This is a genomic window from Bradyrhizobium sp. T-12, from assembly GCF_058314695.1.
Window position 1 is genome coordinate 2,215,548 of sequence record NZ_CM177756.1, and the last position, 20,516, is coordinate 2,236,063.

17 protein-coding genes are annotated in these 20,516 nt (G+C 64.7%); 13 read left to right on the forward strand and 4 right to left on the reverse strand.

What is annotated here, in order from left to right; all coding sequences use genetic code 11:
• The first annotated feature begins 6 nt into the window (after positions 1-6).
• From AC0WRY_RS10550 to AC0WRY_RS10590, 9 genes are all read left to right on the forward strand, one after another.
• Positions 7-1,725: an ABC transporter ATP-binding protein gene (locus tag AC0WRY_RS10550; protein ID WP_491123057.1), complete on the forward strand. Its 1,719-nt coding sequence runs from the start codon at positions 7-9 to the stop codon at positions 1,723-1,725.
• 327 nt (positions 1,726-2,052) lie between these two features.
• Positions 2,053-3,432 (forward strand): MFS transporter, encoded by a 1,380-nt coding sequence (locus tag AC0WRY_RS10555; RefSeq protein WP_491123058.1) that lies wholly within the window; start codon positions 2,053-2,055, stop codon positions 3,430-3,432.
• Positions 3,433-3,554: 122 nt separating this feature from the next.
• Positions 3,555-3,983, forward strand: a complete 429-nt coding sequence (locus AC0WRY_RS10560) for a globin family protein (RefSeq protein WP_194406921.1) — start codon at positions 3,555-3,557, stop codon at positions 3,981-3,983.
• A gap of 10 nt (positions 3,984-3,993) precedes the next feature.
• On the forward strand, positions 3,994-5,211 hold the full coding sequence (locus tag AC0WRY_RS10565) for an NAD(P)/FAD-dependent oxidoreductase (RefSeq protein WP_491123059.1): 1,218 nt from the start codon (positions 3,994-3,996) through the stop codon (positions 5,209-5,211).
• A gap of 1 nt (position 5,212) precedes the next feature.
• Entirely contained in the window at positions 5,213-7,924 is a 2,712-nt protein-coding gene (locus AC0WRY_RS10570; protein ID WP_491123060.1) for a molybdopterin-dependent oxidoreductase, read from the forward strand.
• A 289-nt stretch (positions 7,925-8,213) separates the two neighbouring features.
• Entirely contained in the window at positions 8,214-9,110 is an 897-nt protein-coding gene (locus tag AC0WRY_RS10575) for an SMP-30/gluconolactonase/LRE family protein (RefSeq protein ID WP_491123457.1), read from the forward strand.
• Positions 9,111-9,118: 8 nt separating this feature from the next.
• On the forward strand, positions 9,119-9,958 hold the full coding sequence (locus AC0WRY_RS10580; protein ID WP_491123061.1) for an aldo/keto reductase: 840 nt from the start codon (positions 9,119-9,121) through the stop codon (positions 9,956-9,958).
• A gap of 188 nt (positions 9,959-10,146) precedes the next feature.
• On the forward strand, positions 10,147-11,088 hold the full coding sequence (locus tag AC0WRY_RS10585; protein ID WP_491123458.1) for a DMT family transporter: 942 nt from the start codon (positions 10,147-10,149) through the stop codon (positions 11,086-11,088).
• 60 nt (positions 11,089-11,148) lie between these two features.
• Complete coding sequence (locus AC0WRY_RS10590; protein ID WP_491123062.1) at positions 11,149-12,228, forward strand: zinc-binding dehydrogenase; 1,080 nt, start codon at positions 11,149-11,151, stop codon at positions 12,226-12,228.
• Positions 12,229-12,232: 4 nt separating this feature from the next.
• Here the strand turns inward: AC0WRY_RS10590 and AC0WRY_RS10595 are convergent, their stop codons facing one another.
• Positions 12,233-12,694, reverse strand: coding sequence for an Lrp/AsnC family transcriptional regulator (locus AC0WRY_RS10595; RefSeq protein ID WP_483072203.1), 462 nt, complete (start codon positions 12,692-12,694; stop codon positions 12,233-12,235).
• Between the two features lie 134 nt (positions 12,695-12,828).
• Between AC0WRY_RS10595 and AC0WRY_RS10600 the strand changes: the two genes are divergently transcribed.
• Entirely contained in the window at positions 12,829-15,192 is a 2,364-nt protein-coding gene (locus AC0WRY_RS10600) for a thiamine pyrophosphate-binding protein (RefSeq protein ID WP_491123063.1), read from the forward strand.
• 337 nt (positions 15,193-15,529) lie between these two features.
• Positions 15,530-16,960, forward strand: coding sequence for an aldehyde dehydrogenase family protein (locus AC0WRY_RS10605; protein ID WP_194406927.1), 1,431 nt, complete (start codon positions 15,530-15,532; stop codon positions 16,958-16,960).
• Positions 16,961-17,174: 214 nt separating this feature from the next.
• On the opposite strand, the gene AC0WRY_RS10610 is transcribed toward AC0WRY_RS10605, so the two are convergent.
• Positions 17,175-18,155: an SMP-30/gluconolactonase/LRE family protein gene (locus AC0WRY_RS10610; protein ID WP_194406928.1), complete on the reverse strand. Its 981-nt coding sequence runs from the start codon at positions 18,153-18,155 to the stop codon at positions 17,175-17,177.
• 90 nt (positions 18,156-18,245) lie between these two features.
• On the opposite strand from AC0WRY_RS10610, the gene AC0WRY_RS10615 reads away from it, so the two are divergent.
• On the forward strand, positions 18,246-19,070 hold the full coding sequence (locus AC0WRY_RS10615; protein ID WP_194406929.1) for an NAD-dependent epimerase/dehydratase family protein: 825 nt from the start codon (positions 18,246-18,248) through the stop codon (positions 19,068-19,070).
• A gap of 70 nt (positions 19,071-19,140) precedes the next feature.
• Here the strand turns inward: AC0WRY_RS10615 and mddA are convergent, their stop codons facing one another.
• The gene (gene mddA / locus AC0WRY_RS10620) at positions 19,141-19,914 is read right to left on the reverse strand and encodes a methanethiol S-methyltransferase (protein WP_194406930.1); all 774 of its coding nucleotides are present in this window, start codon (positions 19,912-19,914) and stop codon (positions 19,141-19,143) included.
• Between the two features lie 91 nt (positions 19,915-20,005).
• Between mddA and AC0WRY_RS10625 the strand changes: the two genes are divergently transcribed.
• The gene (locus AC0WRY_RS10625; RefSeq protein ID WP_194406931.1) at positions 20,006-20,251 is read left to right on the forward strand and encodes a hypothetical protein; all 246 of its coding nucleotides are present in this window, start codon (positions 20,006-20,008) and stop codon (positions 20,249-20,251) included.
• Here AC0WRY_RS10625 and AC0WRY_RS10630 read toward each other — a convergent pair.
• The gene (locus tag AC0WRY_RS10630; RefSeq protein ID WP_194406932.1) at positions 20,235-20,474 is read right to left on the reverse strand and encodes a hypothetical protein; all 240 of its coding nucleotides are present in this window, start codon (positions 20,472-20,474) and stop codon (positions 20,235-20,237) included. The two genes, AC0WRY_RS10625 and AC0WRY_RS10630, sit on opposite strands and share 17 nt — an antisense overlap.
• Positions 20,475-20,516 lie beyond the last annotated feature (42 nt).

Below are 20,516 nucleotides of genomic sequence, written 5' to 3' on the forward strand. Positions count from 1 at the left end.
CGGCCCATGTCGTTTCTGTCTCTCAAGGGTCTGTGCAAGGCCTATGGTACCGGCGCCAAGCGGACCAGCGTGCTCTCCGACGTCAACCTCGATGTTGCCGAAGGCGAGTTCATCGCCATCGTGGGCTTCTCGGGAAGCGGCAAGACGACGCTGATCTCGACCATCGCAGGCCTCGTGCAGCCCGATTCGGGCGAGATCACGCTGAAGGGCAAGCCGGTGACCGCGCCTGGTCCCGACCGTGGCGTCGTGTTTCAGTCCTACTCCCTGATGCCGTGGCTTACAGTGCGCGGCAACGTGGCGCTCGCGGTCGACCAAGTTTTCGCCCGCGAGAGCAAGGCCGAGCGCGCGGCCCGGGTCGATCGCTACATCGCGATGGTCGGGCTGTCACATGCCGCAACGCGCCTGCCCGCCGAGTTGTCCGGCGGCATGCGGCAGCGGGTCGCCGTTGCGCGCGCGCTGGCAACCAGTCCGGAGATCCTCCTGCTCGACGAGCCGCTGTCGGCGCTTGATGCCCTGACCCGTGCCAAGTTGCAGGACGAGATCGTCGACATCTGGTCGCGCGACAAGCGTACCGTGGTGCTCATCACCAACGATGTCGACGAGGCGATCCTGCTTGCCGACCGCATCATCCCGTTGTTGCCGGGCCCGGACGCGACCTTGGGCCAGGAATTCAAGGTCGACATCCCGCGCCCGCGCGACCGCACATCGGTCAACGAGGACCCTGCGTTCAAGCGGCTGCGCCAGGCCGTCACCAGCTATCTTCTCGACGTGGTCGACGAGCGCGCCTCGCGGTCCGACGGCGCGGTACGAACGCTGCCAAACGTCGTGCCGATCACCCAAACCGAGAAACCGCCGGCGGCCTATCAGAAACGGGCAGCCGCCGTCACCTTCAATCTCGATCGCTACCTCGAATTCTCCCAGTTGTCGAAGGTGTATCCGACGCCGGCTGGGCCGCTGACCGTGGTCGAAAACTTCGATCTCAAGGTACGCAAGGGCGAGTTCATATCGGTGATCGGACATTCCGGCTGCGGCAAGTCGACGGTGCTGTCGATGACCGCGGGCCTCAACGACGTATCCCTCGGCGGCATCATTCTCGACGGCCGCGAGGTGACCGCGGCCGGCCCAGACCGGGCGGTGGTGTTCCAGGCGCCCTCGCTGTTTCCGTGGCTCACGGCTCGCGAGAACGTCGCGCTCGGCGTCGATCGTGTCTATCCACATGCAACGCGGCGGCAGCGCGACGAGATCGTCGACTATTACCTCGAACGGGTCGGTCTCGCCGATTCCTTCGACAAGCCGGCCGCGGCGATGTCGAACGGCATGCGCCAGCGCGTCGGAATCGCGCGCGCCTTCGCATTGTCCCCGAAGCTGCTGCTGCTGGACGAACCTTTCGGAATGCTCGACAGCCTCACCCGTTGGGACCTGCAGGAAGTGCTGATGGAGGTCTGGAAGCGCACGCAGGTGACGGCGATGTGCGTCACCCACGATGTCGACGAAGCGATCCTGCTTGCCGATCGTGTGGTGATGATGACGAACGGGCCCAACGCGCGGATCGGCCATATCATGGAAGTCGACATTCCCCGACCCCGCACGCGCAAGACCTTGCTCGAGCATCCGGACTACTACCGCTACCGCCGCGAGCTGCTCGATTTCCTCGAGGCCTATGAGCACGGAGCTGCACCCAAGGCGCCCGTGGCGACCTCTGCAGCAAGTCCTGAAGCGGCGTGATCGTCCATCCGCGACGCGCCCAAATAATCGACATCAAGCTCAATCCTTGTGCGTCGCACAAGGATTGAGCGAATCGCAAATTTAGCGTGCGGAAAGGCCCTGCGAAAAATTCGGGCAACGCGAATAACGTTCTGAATTCCCTGTATTTCCAGCGTGCACGCAACTGGCACGGAAATTGAAGCGTCTTTGCGCGACGCCAACGACGACGTCCCTCAACATCATCAATCAGCATCGTAACTCGCCACCGGGGTGAAGCCTCGGAGCGTGCCTCCGTGGCCGGAGGCTGAGCCTGCAACGACGCAGCGGTGAGCCTGGAAGGGATACTCAATGACGAAGAATCCGACTTGGATTTCAGACTGGCGCCCCGAAGATGAGGCGTTCTGGAACGCGACCGGCAAGACTATCGCGCGACGCAACCTGATCTGGTCGATCGTGGCCGAGCATATCGGCTTCTCGGTCTGGCTGATCTGGAGCATCGTCACCACCAAGCTGCCGCAGGCCGGCTTCCACTACACCACCGACCAACTGTTCCAGCTTGTCGCGGTGCCGGGCCTGATCGGCGCATTGATGCGCTTTCCCTATACATTCGCAGTGACGACGTTCGGCGGCCGCAACTGGACCATCTTCAGTGCGGCGATCCTGTTCATTCCGACCCTGTCGCTGGCCTATTTCGTGAGCCAGCCCGACACGCCGTTCTGGCTGATGCTGCTGGTTGCCTCGACCGCGGGCCTTGGCGGCGGCAATTTCGCCTCCAGCATGACCAATATCTCCTTCTTCTTCCCCGACCGGATGAAGGGCTGGGCGCTCGGCCTGAACGCGGCTGGCGGAAATATCGGCGTCTCCAGCGTGCAGCTGCTGACCCCGATCCTGATGACGCTCGCCGTCTTCAACCTGTTCCAGGCAACGCCCGTCGACGGCATCTTCCTGCAGAATGCCGGCCTGATGTGGGTGCTGCCGATCGCGATCGCGGTGTTCGGCGCGGTGTTCTTCATGAACAACCTCACCATGGCGAAATCGTCGGTGAAGAACCAGCTTGCCATCGTCAAGCGCAAGCACACCTGGATCATGGCGTATCTCTATATCGGCACGTTCGGATCCTTCATCGGCTACTCCGCCGCGTTTCCGCTGCTGATCAAGACGCAGTTTCCGCAAGTCACGATTGCGATCGCGTTCCTGGGGCCGCTGGTCGGCTCGCTGTCGCGTCCGCTCGGCGGCTGGCTCGCCGACAGGATCGGCGGCTCGATCATCACGTTCTGGAATTTCATCGTGATGGCGGGCGCGACGGTCGGCGTGCTCTACTTCGTCGGGCAGAAGGATTTCATCGGCTTCCTGTCGATGTTCCTGATCCTGTTCGTGACGACGGGCATCGGCAACGGCTCGACCTACCGCATGATCCCCTCGATCTTCCGCGAGGAGAACCTGTTCAAGGTGCGCGGCAAGGGCGATGCGGCGCGCGCGATGGCGCTCAAGACGGCGAGCATCGAGAGCGGCGCGGCAGTCGGTTTCATCGGCGCCATCGGCGCCGTTGGTGGCTATCTGATCCCGACCGGCTTCGGCAAGTCGATCGCCATGACCGGCGGGCCGCAACTCGCGCTCGTGATCTATCTCGCCTTCTACGCCACCTGCCTCGCGTTGACCTGGTGGTTCTACCTGCGTCGCAGCCCGCAGGGCGAAGGCGTCTCAGGCCTTGCCGAAGCCAGGGTCTGATACTTGGTACGAATCTCGCTTCTCCCCGTACGCGGGGAGAAGTCTCTCTGATGACGTTTGACCCATGAACTTTTTCCGCAACGGCGCGGACGAAGGCAGACCGAAACAGACAGGAGAACATCATGACGCCAGAACAGATCGCCCTCATCCAGCAGAGCTTCGCCAAGGTCGCGCCGATATCGGAGCAGGCCGCGGTGCTGTTCTACGATCGTCTTTTCGAAGTGGCGCCGTCGGTGCGCGCGATGTTCCCTGAAGACATGACCGAGCAGCGCAAGAAGCTGATGGGCATGCTCGCGGCCGTCGTCGGTGGCCTGTCGAACCTCGAGACGATTCTTCCCGCGGCCTCCGCGCTGGCCAAGCGCCACGTCGCCTACGGCGCGGTGGCCGAGCACTATCCCGTGGTCGGCGAGACCTTGCTGTGGACCCTGGAGAAGGGTCTTGGCGAAGCCTGGACGCCCGAACTGGCAAAGGCCTGGACCGACGCCTACGGCGTGCTGTCCGGCTACATGATGTCCGAAGCCTACGGCGCACAGCCGCAGGCCGCTGAATAGGAGATGCCTCGTGAGTGAACCGCTGGTCATCGTCGGTAACGGTATGGCGGCCGCGCGTCTGGTCGACGAGCTCGCCAAGACCTCACTCGGCCGCTACGCGGTCGCCGTGATCGGCGAGGAGCCGCGGCTCGCTTACAATCGCGTCCTGCTCTCATCCGTGCTGGCCGGCGAGACCGGCTCGCACGAGATCGAGCTCCGGCCGGCGGACTGGTGGCGCCATCGCGGCGTCACCGTGCGCTATGGCTATCGCGTCAGCGAGATCGACGTCGGCCGCCGCGAGCTGAAGATCGACGGCGAAGAGAGCATGGAATATTCCAAGCTGGTGCTCGCCACCGGCTCGACGCCGCTGCGGCTGAACGTGCCGGGCGCCGATCTCGCCGGCGTGCACACGTTTCGCGATACGCGCGACGTCGACCTTTTGCTGACGCTGGCCGCGGCCAAGAAGCGCGTTGTCGTCGTCGGCGGCGGCCTGCTCGGGCTTGAAGCAGCCTATGGCCTTGCCAAGGCCGGCGCGCCGGTGACGCTGCTGCATCTGATGGACCGGCTGATGGAGCGCCAGCTCGACGGGCCGGCTGCCGATCTGCTCAAGACGCTGGTCGAGCGCAAGGGCATCCGCATCCTGCTCAACGCTTCGACCGCCCGGATCCATGGCGATGGACATGTCGAGGCCGTCGAGCTTGCCGATGGCAGCCGTATCGAGGCCGACGCCGTGATCTTCGCTGCCGGCATCAAGCCGAACGTCGCGCTGGCCAAAGAGGCGGGGATCGCCGTCAACCGCGGCGTCGTCGTCAACGACGTGATGCAGACCTCCTCGTCCGACATTTTCGCACTCGGCGAGTGTGCCGAGCATCGTGGCACCTGCTACGGCCTGGTCGAGCCCGCTTATGAGCAGGCGCGGGTGCTGGCGCGGCACCTGGCCGGCCGGCCCGCCGCCTATGAGGGCAGCGTGGTCTCGACCAATTTGAAGGTGTCCGGAGTCAGCGTGTTCTCCGCCGGCGACTTCATGGGCGGGGAGGGCAGCGAGAGCCTCGTGCTGACCGACCGCAGGCGTGGCACCTACAAGAAGCTCGTGATCGCGGACGGCCGGCTCACCGGTGCGGTGCTGATCGGCGATACCGTCGATGCGCTCTGGTATCTCGAGCTGATCCGCAATCGCGACAAGGTCGCGGCGATCCGCACCGACATGATGTTCGGCCGCGCGCTCGCGCTTCCTTCGAAAGCGGCTTGATATGACGGCGATCGATCCCACGCTCCGCGCCACCAAGACGACCTGTCCCTATTGCGGCGTCGGTTGCGGCGTGCTGGCGACGCCCGACGGCAGGGGCGGGGCGGCAATCGCCGGCGATCCCGATCATCCTGCCAATTTCGGCCGGCTCTGCTCCAAGGGCTCCGCGCTCGGCGAGACCGTCGGGCTGGAAGGCCGTCTGCTCTATCCGATGATCCGCTGCAAAGGCCTATTGGAACGCGTCGCCTGGAGCGATGCGCTCGATCATGTCGCCCATCGCATGCAGCACATCGTGGCCCGCGACGGCGCCGACGCGGTCGCGTTCTATCTCTCTGGCCAGCTGCTGACCGAGGACTATTACGTCGCCAACAAGCTGATGAAGGGTTTTGTCGGCACGTCGAATGTCGACACCAATTCGCGGCTCTGCATGTCGTCGTCGGTTGCCGGCCATCGCCGCGCCTTCGGCGCCGACACCGTGCCCGGCTGCTACGAGGATCTCGACCAGGCCGATCTGCTCGTCTTCGTCGGCTCGAACGCGGCCTGGTGTCACCCGGTGCTGTTCCAGCGCATGCTCAAGAATCGCGGGGAGCGCGGCGCGCGCATGATCGTCATCGATCCGCGCCGCACCGACACGGCTGATGACGTTGATCTGTTCCTGGGGCTCAAGCCCGGCACCGACACCGCGCTGTTCTCCGGCCTGTTCGTCCATCTCGCCGACAATGACGCGCTCGATCAAGACTATATCGCGCAGAACACGAGCGGTTTTGACGACGCACTGGCGCGCGCGCGGAGCATTGCCGGCAGCGTCCCCGCGACTGCGCTCGCCACGGGCCTCTCCGAACAGGACGTCGCGACCTTCTTCAAGATGTTCCGCGACACCGAGAAGGTCGTCACGCTCTATTCGCAGGGCGTCAACCAGTCGGCGCAGGGCACCGACAAGGTCAACGCGATTCTGAACTGCCATCTCGCGACCGGCCGCATCGGCAAGCCGGGCGCCTCGCCGTTCTCGCTCACCGGTCAGCCCAATGCGATGGGCGGCCGCGAGGTCGGCGGCCTCGCCAATATGCTGGCCGCGCATATGGGCTTCACGCCGCCCGACATCGACCGCGTCAGGCGGTTCTGGAAGGCGCCACGCATCGCCACCCATGAGGGGCTGAAGGCGGTGCAATTGTTCGAGGCCATCAATCGCGGTGAGGTCAAGGCGCTCTGGGTGATGGGCACCAATCCCGCGGTGTCGCTGCCGGATGCGGACTTCGTGCGCGAGGCGTTGAAGAAGCTCGAGCTGTTCGTGGTCTCCGAGAACGTGCTGTCCAACGACACGGTCGAGGCCGGTCCGCATGTGCTGCTGCCGGCGCTGGCCTGGGGCGAGAAGTCGGGCACGGTGACCAACTCCGAACGCCGCATCTCGCGACAGCGCTCGTTCCTGCCGGCGCCGGGCGAGGCGCGCCCCGACTGGTGGATCCTGAGCGAGACCGCAAAGCGTCTCGGCTTCGGCGACAGTTTCAACTACAAATCCGCCGCCGATATTTTTCGCGAGCATGCCGCGCTCTCGGCGTTCGAGAACGAGGGCGGCCGCGATTTCGACATTGGCGCGCTGACCTCGCTCTCCGACGAAGCCTTCGACGCGTTGAAGCCGGTGCAGTGGCCGGTGCGCGAAGGCGGGGCGCCCGGCGAACGCTTCTTCGCGAGCGGCGGCTTCTTCACCAATGACGGCAAGGGTCGCTTCGTCGCGCCGGAAGTGCCGGCGCTGCGCAGCGAGACCGGACCATCGCGTCCGCTGCGACTGAACACCGGACGCATCCGCGACCAGTGGCACACCATGACGCGCACGGGCCTCAGCCAGCGGCTCGGTGCGCATCTGCCCGAGCCGTTCGTCGAGATCCATCCCGATGACGCCAGCAAATATGGCATCGTCCATGACGGCTACGCCCGCATCACCACCGACTATGGCCAATGTATCCTGAAAGCGGTTGTGAGCGATCGCCAGCAGCGCGGCGCTCTGTTCGTGCCGATCCACTGGAGCGCGATGAACGCCTCGCACGGCCGCGTCGGGGCGCTGGTGCAGTCGTTCACCGATCCGTTCTCGGGGCAGCCGGAATCGAAGGCGACGCCGGCCGCGATCGCGCCCTATGAATACGTCTTCCGCGGTTTTGCGCTGTCGCGGCAGCAGCTCGATCTGCCGCCGAACCTGATGTGGACCCGTGTCACGGTCGCCGGCGGTTTCGGCTATCTGTTCGCCGACAATGCGGACCTGTCGCGCTGGCCGGCCTGGCTCGACGGCGTCGCCGGCGAGGATGTCGCCGAATATCGCGATTTCGGCGGCGGTATCTATCGTGCGGCCTCTTTCACCGGCGATCGGATCGAGGCTTGTCTGTTCGTCGGCCCCGGGCATGATGCCGGTGACTGGGAGGTGGTCAAAACCGCCTTTGCGGCCGATCACGTCAGCGACGAGCAGCGCCGTATGTTGCTGTCGGGCAAGTCGACGGAGGGGGCAGCCTCGACCGGACCGATCGTCTGCGCCTGCTTCGGCGTCGGCCGCGGCACCATCTGCGACACCATCGCCACTGGCGCGCGCACGGCGGCCGAGATCGGTGCGAAGCTCAAGGCCGGCACCAATTGCGGCTCCTGCATCCCCGAATTGAAGCGCCTGATCGCGACGACGGATGCGCCCGTGAAAGAGGCCAAGCTCGCGCGGGCCGTGGGATCGGTTTCCTAGGGTGGTTTAGCGCAGCGTTATCCACCGCTCTTCCTCTGCCGAAATGACGGTCTCGTGCCCCGGACGCAGCGCAGCGTCCTCTTGACGGTGCGCTGCAGAGCCGGGGCCCATGTTGCCTCGAGTGCTGGGCTTTTCCAGGTCCCGGCTCTGCGCCGCAACGCTGACGCGTTGCTGCGCGTCCGGGACAGGAGGGTGAGCGGCGATTCCGCCGCGCCTTCGCCCCATTCGACGCGCGCTCGATTGTGCCTTATGGTGCCGCGCGCTCCCCTCAACAATCACAACAACAATGATGTACCTGGAAACGCCGCCGCGTCTGATCGAGACGAAACTCTTCTCCGCCATGCCCGAAAAATTCCGCCGCAAGGGCGTGCGGACCGATTGGGCTGACGCCAACCGGCCGGGCATTGCCACCGACAGCTTCATCGAAGGGCCATCCTTCGACAAGAACGGCAACCTCTACGTCGTCGACATTCCCTTCGGCCGCATCTTCCGTATCGCGCCTGACGGCGAATGGTCGCAAATCGCTGAATATGAGGGATGGCCGAACGGGCTGAAGATCGCGGCCGACGGCCGCGTCCTGGTGGCCGACTACATGCATGGCATCATGGAGCTCGACGTCAAAGCCGGCCGCATGACGCCGGTCATGACCGCGCGCAACTCGGAATCCTTTCGCGGCTGCAACGATCTGCATCTCGCCTCCAACGGGGACATCTATTTCACCGATCAGGGCCAGACCGGATTGCATGATCCAAGCGGCCGGGTCTATCGGCTGGCGTCGAACGGCCGGCTCGATTGCCTGATCAACACCGGCATCAGCCCGAACGGCCTGGTTCTCGACGCAACCGAAACCGTGCTGTTCGTCGCGATGACGCGCGACAATGCAGTGTGGCGCTTGCCGTTCATGAAGGATGGCAGCGTGTCCAAGGTCGGCCGCTTCTGCTCGCTGTTCGGCACCAGCGGTCCCGATGGCCTGACCATGGACGCCAAGGGCCGCCTGTTCGTCGGCCATGCCTCGCTCGGCCACGTCTTCGTGTTCGCGCCGAACGGCGAGCTGATCGCGCGGATCAAGTCATGCGCGGGGCCGAACTGCACCAATGTCGCGATCGGTGGCGCCGGCAAGGATCGTCTCTATATCACGGAGTCGTCGACCGGCAGCGTGCTGGTGGCGGATATCAGTGGACTGTGAGCTTTGACATGAACACCAAATCCTTCGGCAAGACCGGCGCCGATGTTTCCGTGATCGGGCAAGGCACCTGGTATCTCGACCACGGCGACCGCAACCGCGCGATTGCAGCGCTTCAGCGCGGGCTCGATCTCGGCATGACGCATATCGACACCGCCGAGATGTATGGTGATGCGGAGCTCGTCATTGCCGACGCCATCACGGGCCGCCGCGACGACGTGTTCCTGGTCTCCAAGGTGTTGCCGAGCAACGCCTCGCGTCGCGGAACCATCACCGCCTGCGAGCGCTCGCTGAAGCGGCTGAAGACCGACCGTCTCGATTGCTATCTGCTGCATTGGCGCGGTTCCTATCCGCTCGAGGATACCGTCGCCGCGTTCGAGGAGCTGGTGAAGGCTGGCAAGATCGGGTCTTGGGGCGTTTCCAATTTCGACGCCGACGATCTCGACGAGATTCTCGCCGTCGCCGGCAAGGGGCGCATCGCCTGCAATCAGGTGCTCTATCATTTGAAGGAGCGCGCGATCGAGCACGCGGTGATCCCGTGGTGCGAGCGGCATGGCGTCGCGGTGGTCGCCTATTCGCCGCTCGGGCACGACGACTTCCCGGACGCGCGCAGCAAGGGCGGTGCGGTGCTGGCGAAGATTGCGGAAGCGCGTCGCGCGACGCCGCGTCAGGTCGCGCTGAGCTTCCTGACCCGTGCAACTACGGTGTTCGCGATTCCGAAGGCCTCGTCCGCGGAACATGCTGCCGAGAATGCGGCGGCCGGCGACCTCGTGCTGACGAAAGACGAGATTGCGGCGCTCGATGCGGCGTTTCCGCGCGGCCCGAAGCCGCGCAGCCTGCCCATGCTGTAACGCACAAACGCCCATTATTAACGGAGCATTGACGCGCGCGGCGGCTCGCGCATATCGGCATCCTGTTTTCGGAAGTTGTGAACGCGGCGCATTTGTCGTTTTTTACAACCGCTCTCGATTCGCATTTTGCCCGGGTTCCAGCCGTGACACCGCCGCCCGCCGTAGCCGCAAGGCTCGACAGTATTCCCATGCCCGCCCCGGAGAAGAAGCAAGAGGCTCGCCGTGCCCCCGCGCGCGTCGATCATCCCTTCAAGGGCATTGCGCTGGTGCTGCTGTCGACGGTGTTTCTCGGCACCTCCGACGTCACCGCGAAATACCTCTCGACCAGCCTGCCGTCGATCGAGATCACCTGGATCCGCTTCGTCACCTTCGCGCTGATGTTTACGCCGGTGATGCTGCCGGGCTCGCCGCTCCACGCGATGCGCACCGATCGCCTCGGCCTGCAATTGATGCGCGGCGCCGGGCTGCTCGGCTCGTCGCTGTTCTTCATCACGGGCTTGCGCTTCCTGCCCATTGCCGAAGCCTCAGCCACCGGTTTCGTCTCGCCGCTTTTCGTCACTGCGCTGTCGATCATCTTTCTCAGCGAGAAGGTCGGCATGCGGCGCTGGATCGCCACTGCGATCGGCCTGACCGGCGTGCTGATCATCCTGCGCCCGGGCACGAGCGCGTTTCACGCCGCCGCGTTCTTCCCGATCATCTCGGCATTCTGCTGGGCTGCCGCGCTGATCCTGACGCGCATGATGAGCGGCCGCGAAGCCGTGCTCACCACCATGGCCTATTCCGCGCTGACCGGCGTTGCGATCCTGTCCGTGATGGTGCCGTTTGTCTGGGTCACACCGAGCTGGACCGCGATCGGTCTCGGCATCGTGATCGGCGTTGCCTCCACCGTCGGCCAGTGGATCATCGTGCTGGCCTATCGCTACGGCGATGCCTCGGTGCTGGCGCCGTTCTCCTACACGCAACTGCTCTGGGTCAGTATTCTGGGCTTCTTCATCTTCGGTGAGGTGCCTGACGTCTGGACCGTCGTCGGCGCCGCCTTCATCGTCGCCAGCGGCCTCTACATCGCGCATCGCGAGCGGGTCCGACGGGCCCAACTGCTGGTGCTCGAAGAGCGTTCCCCGAATCCCTGACGCAAGTCGCCCCGCCTGCTTCGTGCTATCAATGGCTCCAACGAAAAGGGGAGGAGCCGGATGCGCGCTGCGATTTTCAGAAACGGCGAGATTGTCGTCGGCGAGATGGCCGAACCCAAGCCCGGGCCCGGCCAGGTGCTGGTCAAGACGCTCGCCTGCGGCATCTGCGGCTCCGACCTGCACGCGCGCCAGCACGCCCATCGCATGGTGGAGATGGCGCGGAAGACCGGGCGCAAGCCGATGGACCTCACCCGCGACGTCGTGTTCGGCCACGAGTTCTGTTGCGAGATCGTCGACCATGGTCCCGGCACCGCGCGCAAGCTTAAACCGGGCACCCGCGTCTGCTCGCTGCCGGCGCTGGTGACGCCCGGTGGTATCGAAGGCATCGGCTATTCCAACGACAATATCGGCGGCTATGCCGAGGCGATGCTGCTGAGCGAAGCGCTGCTGCTCGAGGTGCCGAACGGTCTGGCGCCGGAACACGCGGCGCTGACCGAGCCGCTCGCGGTCGGGGTCCATGCCGTGGCGAAAGCCAATATCCGCGGCGGCGAGGTGCCGCTCGTGATCGGCTGCGGCCCGGTCGGGCTTGCGGTGATCGCCGCGCTGAAGCTGAGGGGACTGCATCCAATCGTTGCGGCCGACTATTCACCGGCAAGGCGCGCGCTGGCAGCCAAGCTCGGCGCCGACATCGTCGTCGATCCCAGCGTGTCGCAGCCCTATGCGACCTGGGCCGAGCACGCCCAGATGTCGGAGGCCGAGAAGGCGGCGCGGCCGCCGTTCCAGGCCATGCTGCCGGCGCTGAAGCCTGCGATCATCTTCGAATGCGTCGGCGTGCCCGGCCTGCTGCAGCAGGTGTTCGAGGGCGCGCCGCGCGACGCGCGTATCGTCGTTGTCGGGGTCTGCATGGAGAGCGACAGAAACGAGCCGATGCTCGGCATCATGAAGGAGCTCAACGTCCAATACGTGCTCGGCTACACGCCGGAGGAATTCGCCGCCTCGCTGCGCCTGATCGCGGAAGGGCAGGTGGACGCGGCTGCGATGGTGACGGCGGAGGTGGGTCTGGACGGCGTCGCCACGGCGTTCGCGGATCTCGCCAATCCCGAGGCGCACACCAAGATCATCGTGCAGCCGTGGCGGTGAGGGGCTACACCGGCAGCGCGATCGAATACTTCACCTGGCTGAGCGCGAAGCTCGATTCGATCGAGGCGATGCCGTCGAGCCTGGTGAGCTTGGTCTTCAGGAACGTCTCGTAGGAGGCGAGGTCGGCCGCGACGACGCGCAAGAGATAGTCGCGGTTGCCGGTCATCAGATAGCATTCCAGCACCTCGTCCCATTTCGAGATCGCGCGCGCGAAGCGGTTGAGATCCTCTTCCTTCTGCCGCGCCAGCTTGATCGAGATGAAGACGCTGACATGCAGGCCGAGCGCCTTCTGGTCCACCGTCGCGACATAGCGCGAGATGACGCCGCGCTCCTCCAGCAGCTTGACCCGGCGATGGCAGGGCGAGACCGATAGCCCGACCTTGTCGGCGAGCTCCTGCATGGTCAGCCGGCTGTCGGCCTGGAGATGGCTGAGGATCCTGCGGTCGATGGCGTCGAGCTCGGGCATTGGGATGAAACCTGTCATTGGGGCGGTCGGTTGGTAAAATATCCCAATATCGTCAGGTATGGCGCGAAAAATTGAGAAGTTTGGGGCCGCTCGCGGGCGTATCATCGCGCCACCTGTTTTCCGGGAGCATTGCCATGCCCGTTGATTCCGCCCGTCTGGACACATTGACAGCGCTGGCCCGCAAGGCGCTGTGGCTGTCGTCCTGGACCATCCACCACGCCAACCACATCCGCCCCAGCGCGGACGGACTCAAGGTCGGCGGACATCAGGCCTCCTCGGCCTCGCTCGCCACCATCATGTCGGCGCTGTATTTCCATGTGCTGCGCCCTGAGGACCGCGTCGCGGTGAAGCCGCATGCGAGCCCGGTGTTCCATGCCATCCAATATCTGTTCGGCCGGCAGAGCCGCGAGAAGCTGGAGAACTTTCGCGGCTTCAAGGGCGCGCAGTCCTATCCCTCGCGCACCAAGGATGTCGACGACGTCGATTTCTCCACCGGCTCGGTCGGCCTCGGCGTCGCGCAGACGCTGTTCGCCTCGCTGGTTCAGGACTACGTCAAGGCGCATGGCTGGATGAAGGATCGCCGCGAAGGGCGGATGATTGCCCTCGTCGGCGACGCCGAGATGGACGAAGGCAACATCTTCGAGGCGCTCGCCGAGGGCTGGAAGCACGGCCTGCGCAACACCTGGTGGGTGGTGGACTATAACCGCCAGTCGCTCGACGCCGTCGTGCGCGAGGGGCTTTGGGAAAAGTTCGAGACCATGTTCCGCAATTTCGGCTGGGACGTCGTCATCGTCAAATACGGCCGTCTGATGCGTGAGGCGTTTGCGGAAGCGGGCGGCGAGGCACTGAAGCGCTGGATCGACAATTGCCCGAACGCGCTCTACGCCGCGCTGTGCTTCCAGGGCGGCGCTGCATTCCGCAAGCATCTTCATGATGAGATCGGCGACCAGGGGCCGATCACTAGGCTGATCGACAGGCGCAGCGACGACGAACTGCTGGCGCTGATGTCGAACCTTGGCGGCCACGACATGGCGAGCATGCTGGAGGCATTCGAGTCGATCGACCACGACCGCCCGGTCTGCTTCATCGCCTACACCATCAAGGGCGTCGGCCTGCCGTTCCAGGGCCACAAGGACAACCACGCCGGCCTGATGACGGTCGCGCAGATGGAGAAATATCGCGACAGCCAGAACATCCGGCCCGGCCACGAATGGGACAAATACGAGGGCCTCGCACAATCCGCCGCCGAGCTTGACGCCTTCCTCGCGCGCGTGCCGTTCAACCAGGACGGCCGCCGCCTGACCGCGCCCGTCATCGAGGTCCCCCAGCAACTCGCGTTCAAGCCGACGCCGCAGATGTCGACCCAGCAGGGCTTTGGCCTCGTGCTGAACGAGATCGCCCGCGGCGACAGCGAGCTGGCGAGGCGCATCGTCACGACCTCGCCCGACGTCACCGTCTCGACCAATCTCGGTCCCTGGGTGAACCGGCGCGGCCTGTTCGCCAGCGCCGAGAAGGCGGACTTATTCCGCAGCGAGAAAATTCCATCCACCTACAATTGGGACGCTTCGCCAAAGGGTCAGCACCTCGAGCTCGGCATCGCCGAGATGAACCTGTTCATCATGCTCTCGGCGCTCGGCCTATCGCACCAGATCAACGGCGAGCGGCTGCTGCCGGTCGGCACGCTCTATGATCCCTTCATCGAGCGCGGCCTCGATGCGCTGAATTACGCCTGCTATCAGGACGCGCGTTTCATGGTGGCGGCGACGCCGTCGGGCATCACGCTCGCGCCCGAAGGCGGCGCGCACCAGTCGATCGCGACGCCCCTGATCGGCATGGCACAGGACGGGCTCGCCTCGTTCGAGCCGGCCTTCGTCGACGAGCTCGCCGTGATCATGGGTTGGGGCTTTGAGCACATGCAGCGCGATCCGGGCGAGGGCGGCTCGGTCTATTTGCGGCTCTCGACGCGCAGCATCGAGCAGGCGCAGCGCATCATGACACCGGAATTGCAGCAGGGCATCACCGATGGCGCCTATTGGCTACGCAAGCCTGGCCCGAATGCCGAACTCGTGATCGCCTATACCGGCGCGGTCGCGCCCGAGGCGATCGAGGCCACCGGCTTCATCGGCGAGAGCCGCCGCGACATTGGCCTGCTCGCAATCACCTCCGCGGACCGGCTCCATGCGGGCTGGACCGCCGCGCGGAAATTGCGGCGCGATCGGCGCGGCGTGCAGCATCTCAGCCATATCGAAAAGTTGCTGGCGCCGTTGCCGCGCGACTGCGGCATCGTGACCGTGATCGACGCCCACCCGTCCGCGCTCGGCTGGCTCGGCAGCGTCCGCGGCCACCGCGTCGAGGCGCTCGGCGTCGAGCAGTTCGGCCAGACCGGCAGCATCGCCGACCTTTATCGGCACTACGGCATCGATGCGAATGCCATCATCGACGCGGCCGAAAGCCTCACCACCGGCGCTCCGGTGCTGCATCGGAAGATGGCGGTGTAGTCGAGGTAACCCCGGCGCATGGGCCCCGGCTCTGCAGCGCTCCGCTGAAGAAGCGCTGCCATAGCGCGTCAAAGACGCGCGTAAACGCGCTAATGGCGTCCGGGGCACGAGAGTATTTGCACGCGTTCTAATTTCGTGTCCCGGGCGCACTGCGGCGCGAAGTGCCGCGGTGCTGAAGCGGGACCCATGGCCGCGCTTGCCTCGGTTCAAACCAAGTCCCATATTCCGCCCGTCCGCCGCAACGCTGGCCCCGCATATGGCGGGTTCAATTGCCGGCGCTTTCGTGCAAGGATGCCTGCCGAAACGCCCCCACCATGCCCCCAAGAAGAGGTTAACGATGGTCAATCGCATGCAATTCTACATCGACGGCGCCTGGGTCGATCCCGCCGTCAAGAAGTCGACCGCCGTGGTCAATCCCGCGACGGAAGAGGCGATGTACGAGGTTGCGCTGGGCTCCAAGGCCGACGTGGACAAGGCGGTTGCCGCCGCCAAGCGCGCCTTCGCGACCTTCTCCCAGACCAGCCGTGACGAGCGCGTCGCGCTGCTTTCGAAAGTCATCGAGGTCTACAAAGGCCGTCTCAAGGAGATCGGCGCCGCCGTTTCCGACGAGATGGGCGCGCCGCTGCCGATGGCGGAGAAGCTGCAGGCCGGCGCCGGCCTCGGCCATCTCATGACCACGCTCGACGTGCTCAAGAATTATCATTTCGAGGAGCCGGTCGGCACCGCCATGGTGCTGCGCGAGCCAATCGGCGTGGTCGGCATGATCACGCCCTGGAACTGGCCGCTAAACCAGATCGCCTGCAAGGTCGCGCCCGCGCTTGCCGCCGGCTGCACCATGATCCTGAAGCCATCCGAATTCACGCCGACCTCGGCGCTGATCTTCGCGGAAATCCTCCATGAAGCCGGCGTGCCCAAGGGCGTGTTCAACCTCGTCAACGGCCTCGGCCCCGAGGTCGGCGCCGCCATGAGCGAGCACCCCGACATCGACATGATCTCCTTCACCGGCTCGACCCGCGCCGGAATCGATGTGGCGAAGCGCGCTGCTCCCACCGTGAAGCGCGTCAGCCAGGAGCTCGGCGGCAAATCGCCGAACGTCATCCTCGAAGGTGCCGACCTCACCAAGGCGGTGACCGGCGGCGTGATGCACATGTTCAACAATTCCGGCCAGTCCTGCAACGCGCCCTCGCGCATGATCGTGCCGGCCGCGAAGATGAAGGAAGTCGCCGCGATCGCGAAGGCCGTCGCCGACAAGACCAAGGCCGGTGATCCCCGCGCCGAAGGCACCACCATCGGCCCCGTCGTCAACCGCGGCCAGTGGGACAAGATCCAGGGCCTGATCAAGAAGGGCATCGACGAGGGCGCAACGCTCGTCGCCGGTGGCCCGGGCTTGCCCGAAGGCGTCAACAAGGGCTTCTATGTCCGCCCGACCATCTTCGCGGACGTCACGCCCGACATGACGATCGCCCGCGAAGAGATCTTCGGACCGGTGCTGACCATCATCGGCGCCAAAGACGAAGCCGAGGCGGTGCAGATCGCCAACGACACGCCGTACGGTCTTGCTGGCTATGTCACGGGTGCGACGGTCGAGGACGCCAAGCGCGTCGGCCGCCAGATCCGCGCCGGCAACGTCAACCTGCAGGGCGTGCCCAACGACCGCACCGCGCCGTTCGGCGGCTACAAGCAGTCCGGCAACGGCCGCGAGTGGGGCAAGTACGGCCTCGAGGACTTCCTCGAAGTGAAGGCGGTTGCCGGCTTCAACGCGGCGTAAGCGCACGCGACTGACGGACATGACGCCGGAGCGGGCAACCGCTCCGGCGTTTTTGTTGATCTCTCTCTCTCGTCATTCCGGGGCGTCGCGTAGCGACGAGCCCGGAATCCATTTGTCCGCAGCCTCTGCTGCACAACGGATTTTCAGGTGCGCCATTGCGTACCATAGCTCGCGCCGAAGAGGCGCGCCCCGGAATGACGCCAGAGAGAAGCGCTTATCCTCCCAAGGCTCCCTGCGTGTTCACATACAGCGCGTAGATCGACTGGCTCGCCGCCATGAACAGGCGGTTGCGCTTGACGCCGCCGAAGCAGAGATTGGCGCAGCGCTCGGGTAGGGCGATGCGGCCGATCATGACGCCGTCGGGCGCGAACACCACGACGCCGTCGAGCTCGGGATCGCCCATGCCCCAGCCGCACCAGAGATTGCCGTCGATGTCGCAGCGCATGCCGTCGGGCGTGCCCGGGCCCGCGTCGATATGAACGCGCTTGTTGGAGATCGTCGTGCCGTCAGCCGAGACGTCGTAAGCGAGGATCTTGCGGTTGGGCACGCCGCGGGATTCCACGACGTACAGGATCTTCTCGTCCGGCGAGAAGCACAGCCCGTTCGGCCCGAGCACGCCCTCGGCGACGATGGTTGCCTTATTCGTCGCGGGATCGAACCGGTAGACATTCGGCTCGATCTCCGGCTCGGCCTTGTAGCCCTCGTAATTGCCGAGCAGGCCGAAGGTCGGATCGGTGAACCAGATCGAGCCGTCCGATTTAACGATGACATCGTTCGGCGAGTTCAACCGCTTGCCGTTGAATTGATCCATCAGCACGGTGATGCTGCCGTCATATTCGGTGCGCACCACGCGCCGACCGCCATGCTCGCAGGTGACGAGCCGGCCCTGCCGGTCGCGCGTGTTGCCGTTGGCGAAATTGGAGGGTTTGCGGAACACGCTGACTGCGCCGGTCTCCTCCTCCCATTTGATGATGCGCTGGTTCGGAATGTCGCTGCAGAGCAGATAGCGCCCGTCGCCGAACCACACGGGACCCTCGGCCCAGCGCAGGCCGGTCGCGAGCCGCTCCACCGCCGACAGCTTTAGCCAGTATTTTTCGAAGCGGGGATCCAATGCCCTGATCGCGGGGTCGGGGTAATAGGTCGCTGGCCGCCAGCCTTGGCCGAAATCCGGGGAGTGGGACGATGCCTCATTCATGTCGGTTCTCTCGTTTCGTTCCCTCTGGACAATTCTGCTATCATTAGAGACACGTGACCGCAAATCGGTCACTAACGGCGAGGGACGACAATGCCGCGTATCTTGATGACGGGAGCTTCGGGCGGAATCGGCACGAGCCTGCGAAAACTGCTGCCGCCGATCTATCCGGATCTCCTGCTCTCCGACATCAAGCCGCCGGCCGATCTCGGCGCGAATGAAAAGTTCAAGGCGGCGGACCTCGCCGACCTCGCGCAATGCGAGGCGATCTGCGAGGGCGTCGACGGCATCATCCATTTCGGCGGCTATTCGGTCGAAGGCACTTGGGATCAGATCCTCCAGGCCAACATTATCGGCGGCTACAACCTGTTCGAGGCCGCCTACCGCAAGGGCGTCAAGCGCGTGGTGTTCGCCTCGTCGAACCACGCCGTCGGTTTCTATCCGCGCCACCACAAGATCGGCACCGACGTGACCCCGCGCCCCGACGGGCGCTACGGCGTCAGCAAAGTGTTCGGCGAGGCCGTCGGCGCGCTCTACGCCGACAAGCACGGGCTGAAGGTGACGTGCCTGCGCATCGGCAATTTCGGCGACATGCCGCTCGACCAGCGCCGGCTCTCGATCTGGCTCAAGCCAGACGACCTCGTGCAGCTCTGCCGCATCGGGCTCGAGCATCCCGACATCCATTTCGAAGTGTTCTACGGCGCCTCCCTCAACGAGCGCGCCTGGTGGGACAACCACCGCGCCTACGAGTTCGGCTACCGCCCCACGGGCCGTGCCGAAGATTTCCGCGAGCACGCAATGGCCGAGCAGGCCAAGCTGAAGCCGGATCCGGTCGGCGATTATTTCCAGGGCGGCACGTTCTGCAGCATGGAGTTCGATGCTGATCCGAGCCGGATCATTGATTGGAAGAAGCGGTAGGGAGCGCGCTCGACATGGTGAGAGCGGCCAAAGCTCTGCCTGGCCGCTCTCACCGGACGCTCGCGCGGGATCAGAACAGGCCGGGGATCAACATCGCCACCTTCTGCCTGTAGTGCCGGTACTGATCTCCGAACAGGGTGACCAGGTCGCGCTCCTCCAGCCAGATGCCGACGAAGATGTAGGCTGTCGTCACCGTCGCGAACAGCATGTGCCCAAGCGTCATGGTGGGCGTCGACCAGAACGCGATGATGAAGCCGAGATAGATCGGATGCCGGATCAGGCGGTAGAGGCCCGGCGTCCTGAATTTCATCGGCTCGGCAAGCCGGCCTGCAAAGTGGCTGACGACTTGCGTCAGCCCGAACAATTCGAAATGGCTGATCAGGAACGTGCTGTACAGCACGATCAGCCAGCCGGCGAAGCTGCCGGCGACCGCGGCGTAAGCTGCCATCGGCGTCTCGATCTCCCAGACGATGGCCGTGATCGGCCGCCATTGCCAGAACAGCAGGACCAGGCTCAGGCTTGCCAGCAGCACATAGGTGCTGCGCTCGAGCGCGGGCGAGGCGAAGGCGGCGAACAGCTTCTTGAAGCCCTGGCGCGCCATGCCGCTGTGCTGAACGGCAAACAGGGACATCAGCGCGAGGTTGATCAAGAGGGACTGTCCGGTCGAGCCTGTCGCGCCGCTGTTGATCGTCTTGGGCACGACGAGCTGCGCAACGAAGCCGACAGCGTAAAGAAAAGTCCCGAAGAAGATGAGATAAGCGAGCACGCCGTAGCCAAGCACGAAGCTTCGTGCCGCCAGCGCGCTTGTGGTCTGAGCTGGTCCGTTATGCAGGGTGATGGACATGATAAAGTTCCGATCTTGTGGTGGACATTGAATGGCTGAGTTGGGGGCGTGCCACTGTTGCCTTCGTCACATTGCAAGGACTGTCGGGACCATGGGCGCCTTGCATTTGCCGGGGCTTTTCCGGGCGTTTGCGGCACTCGCCGCCTCGGGCCGAAGGTCGTCTGACGTCGTTGCGGCCGAAGCCAGAACCAGCGACATCATGATGGCGCCGATTGTCCCGGTCGCCAGCGCAGCGGTTCTCAACTTGAAATTTCCGAGCATGGAAATCTTGAAATCGGAGGTCCTGACTTCGGCCTCGGGTTGGATGAAGGAATTCATGACTATGTCCTCGAAATGAAATCGTTGTGGGGAATGCAAATGCTCTGCAGCGTGTCTCGAGCCGTGCTGTGGTCGTTGGCTGTGGTGCTGCACCCCTTCGCGAACTGCATTGCGGCCTTCTCGCGGTTCGCCAGCATGCTGGCGACAGACCGATTGATGAGCCGGCGAAGCCGCAGCAGGATGGCGGCGAGATGTCGCTGCAAAGGGCTTGGCGCGGGCGGCGCCTGAGACTGAACGGACATTTCCTTATCCTTTCGCGGAATCACGAGACGATGACGGCGCCC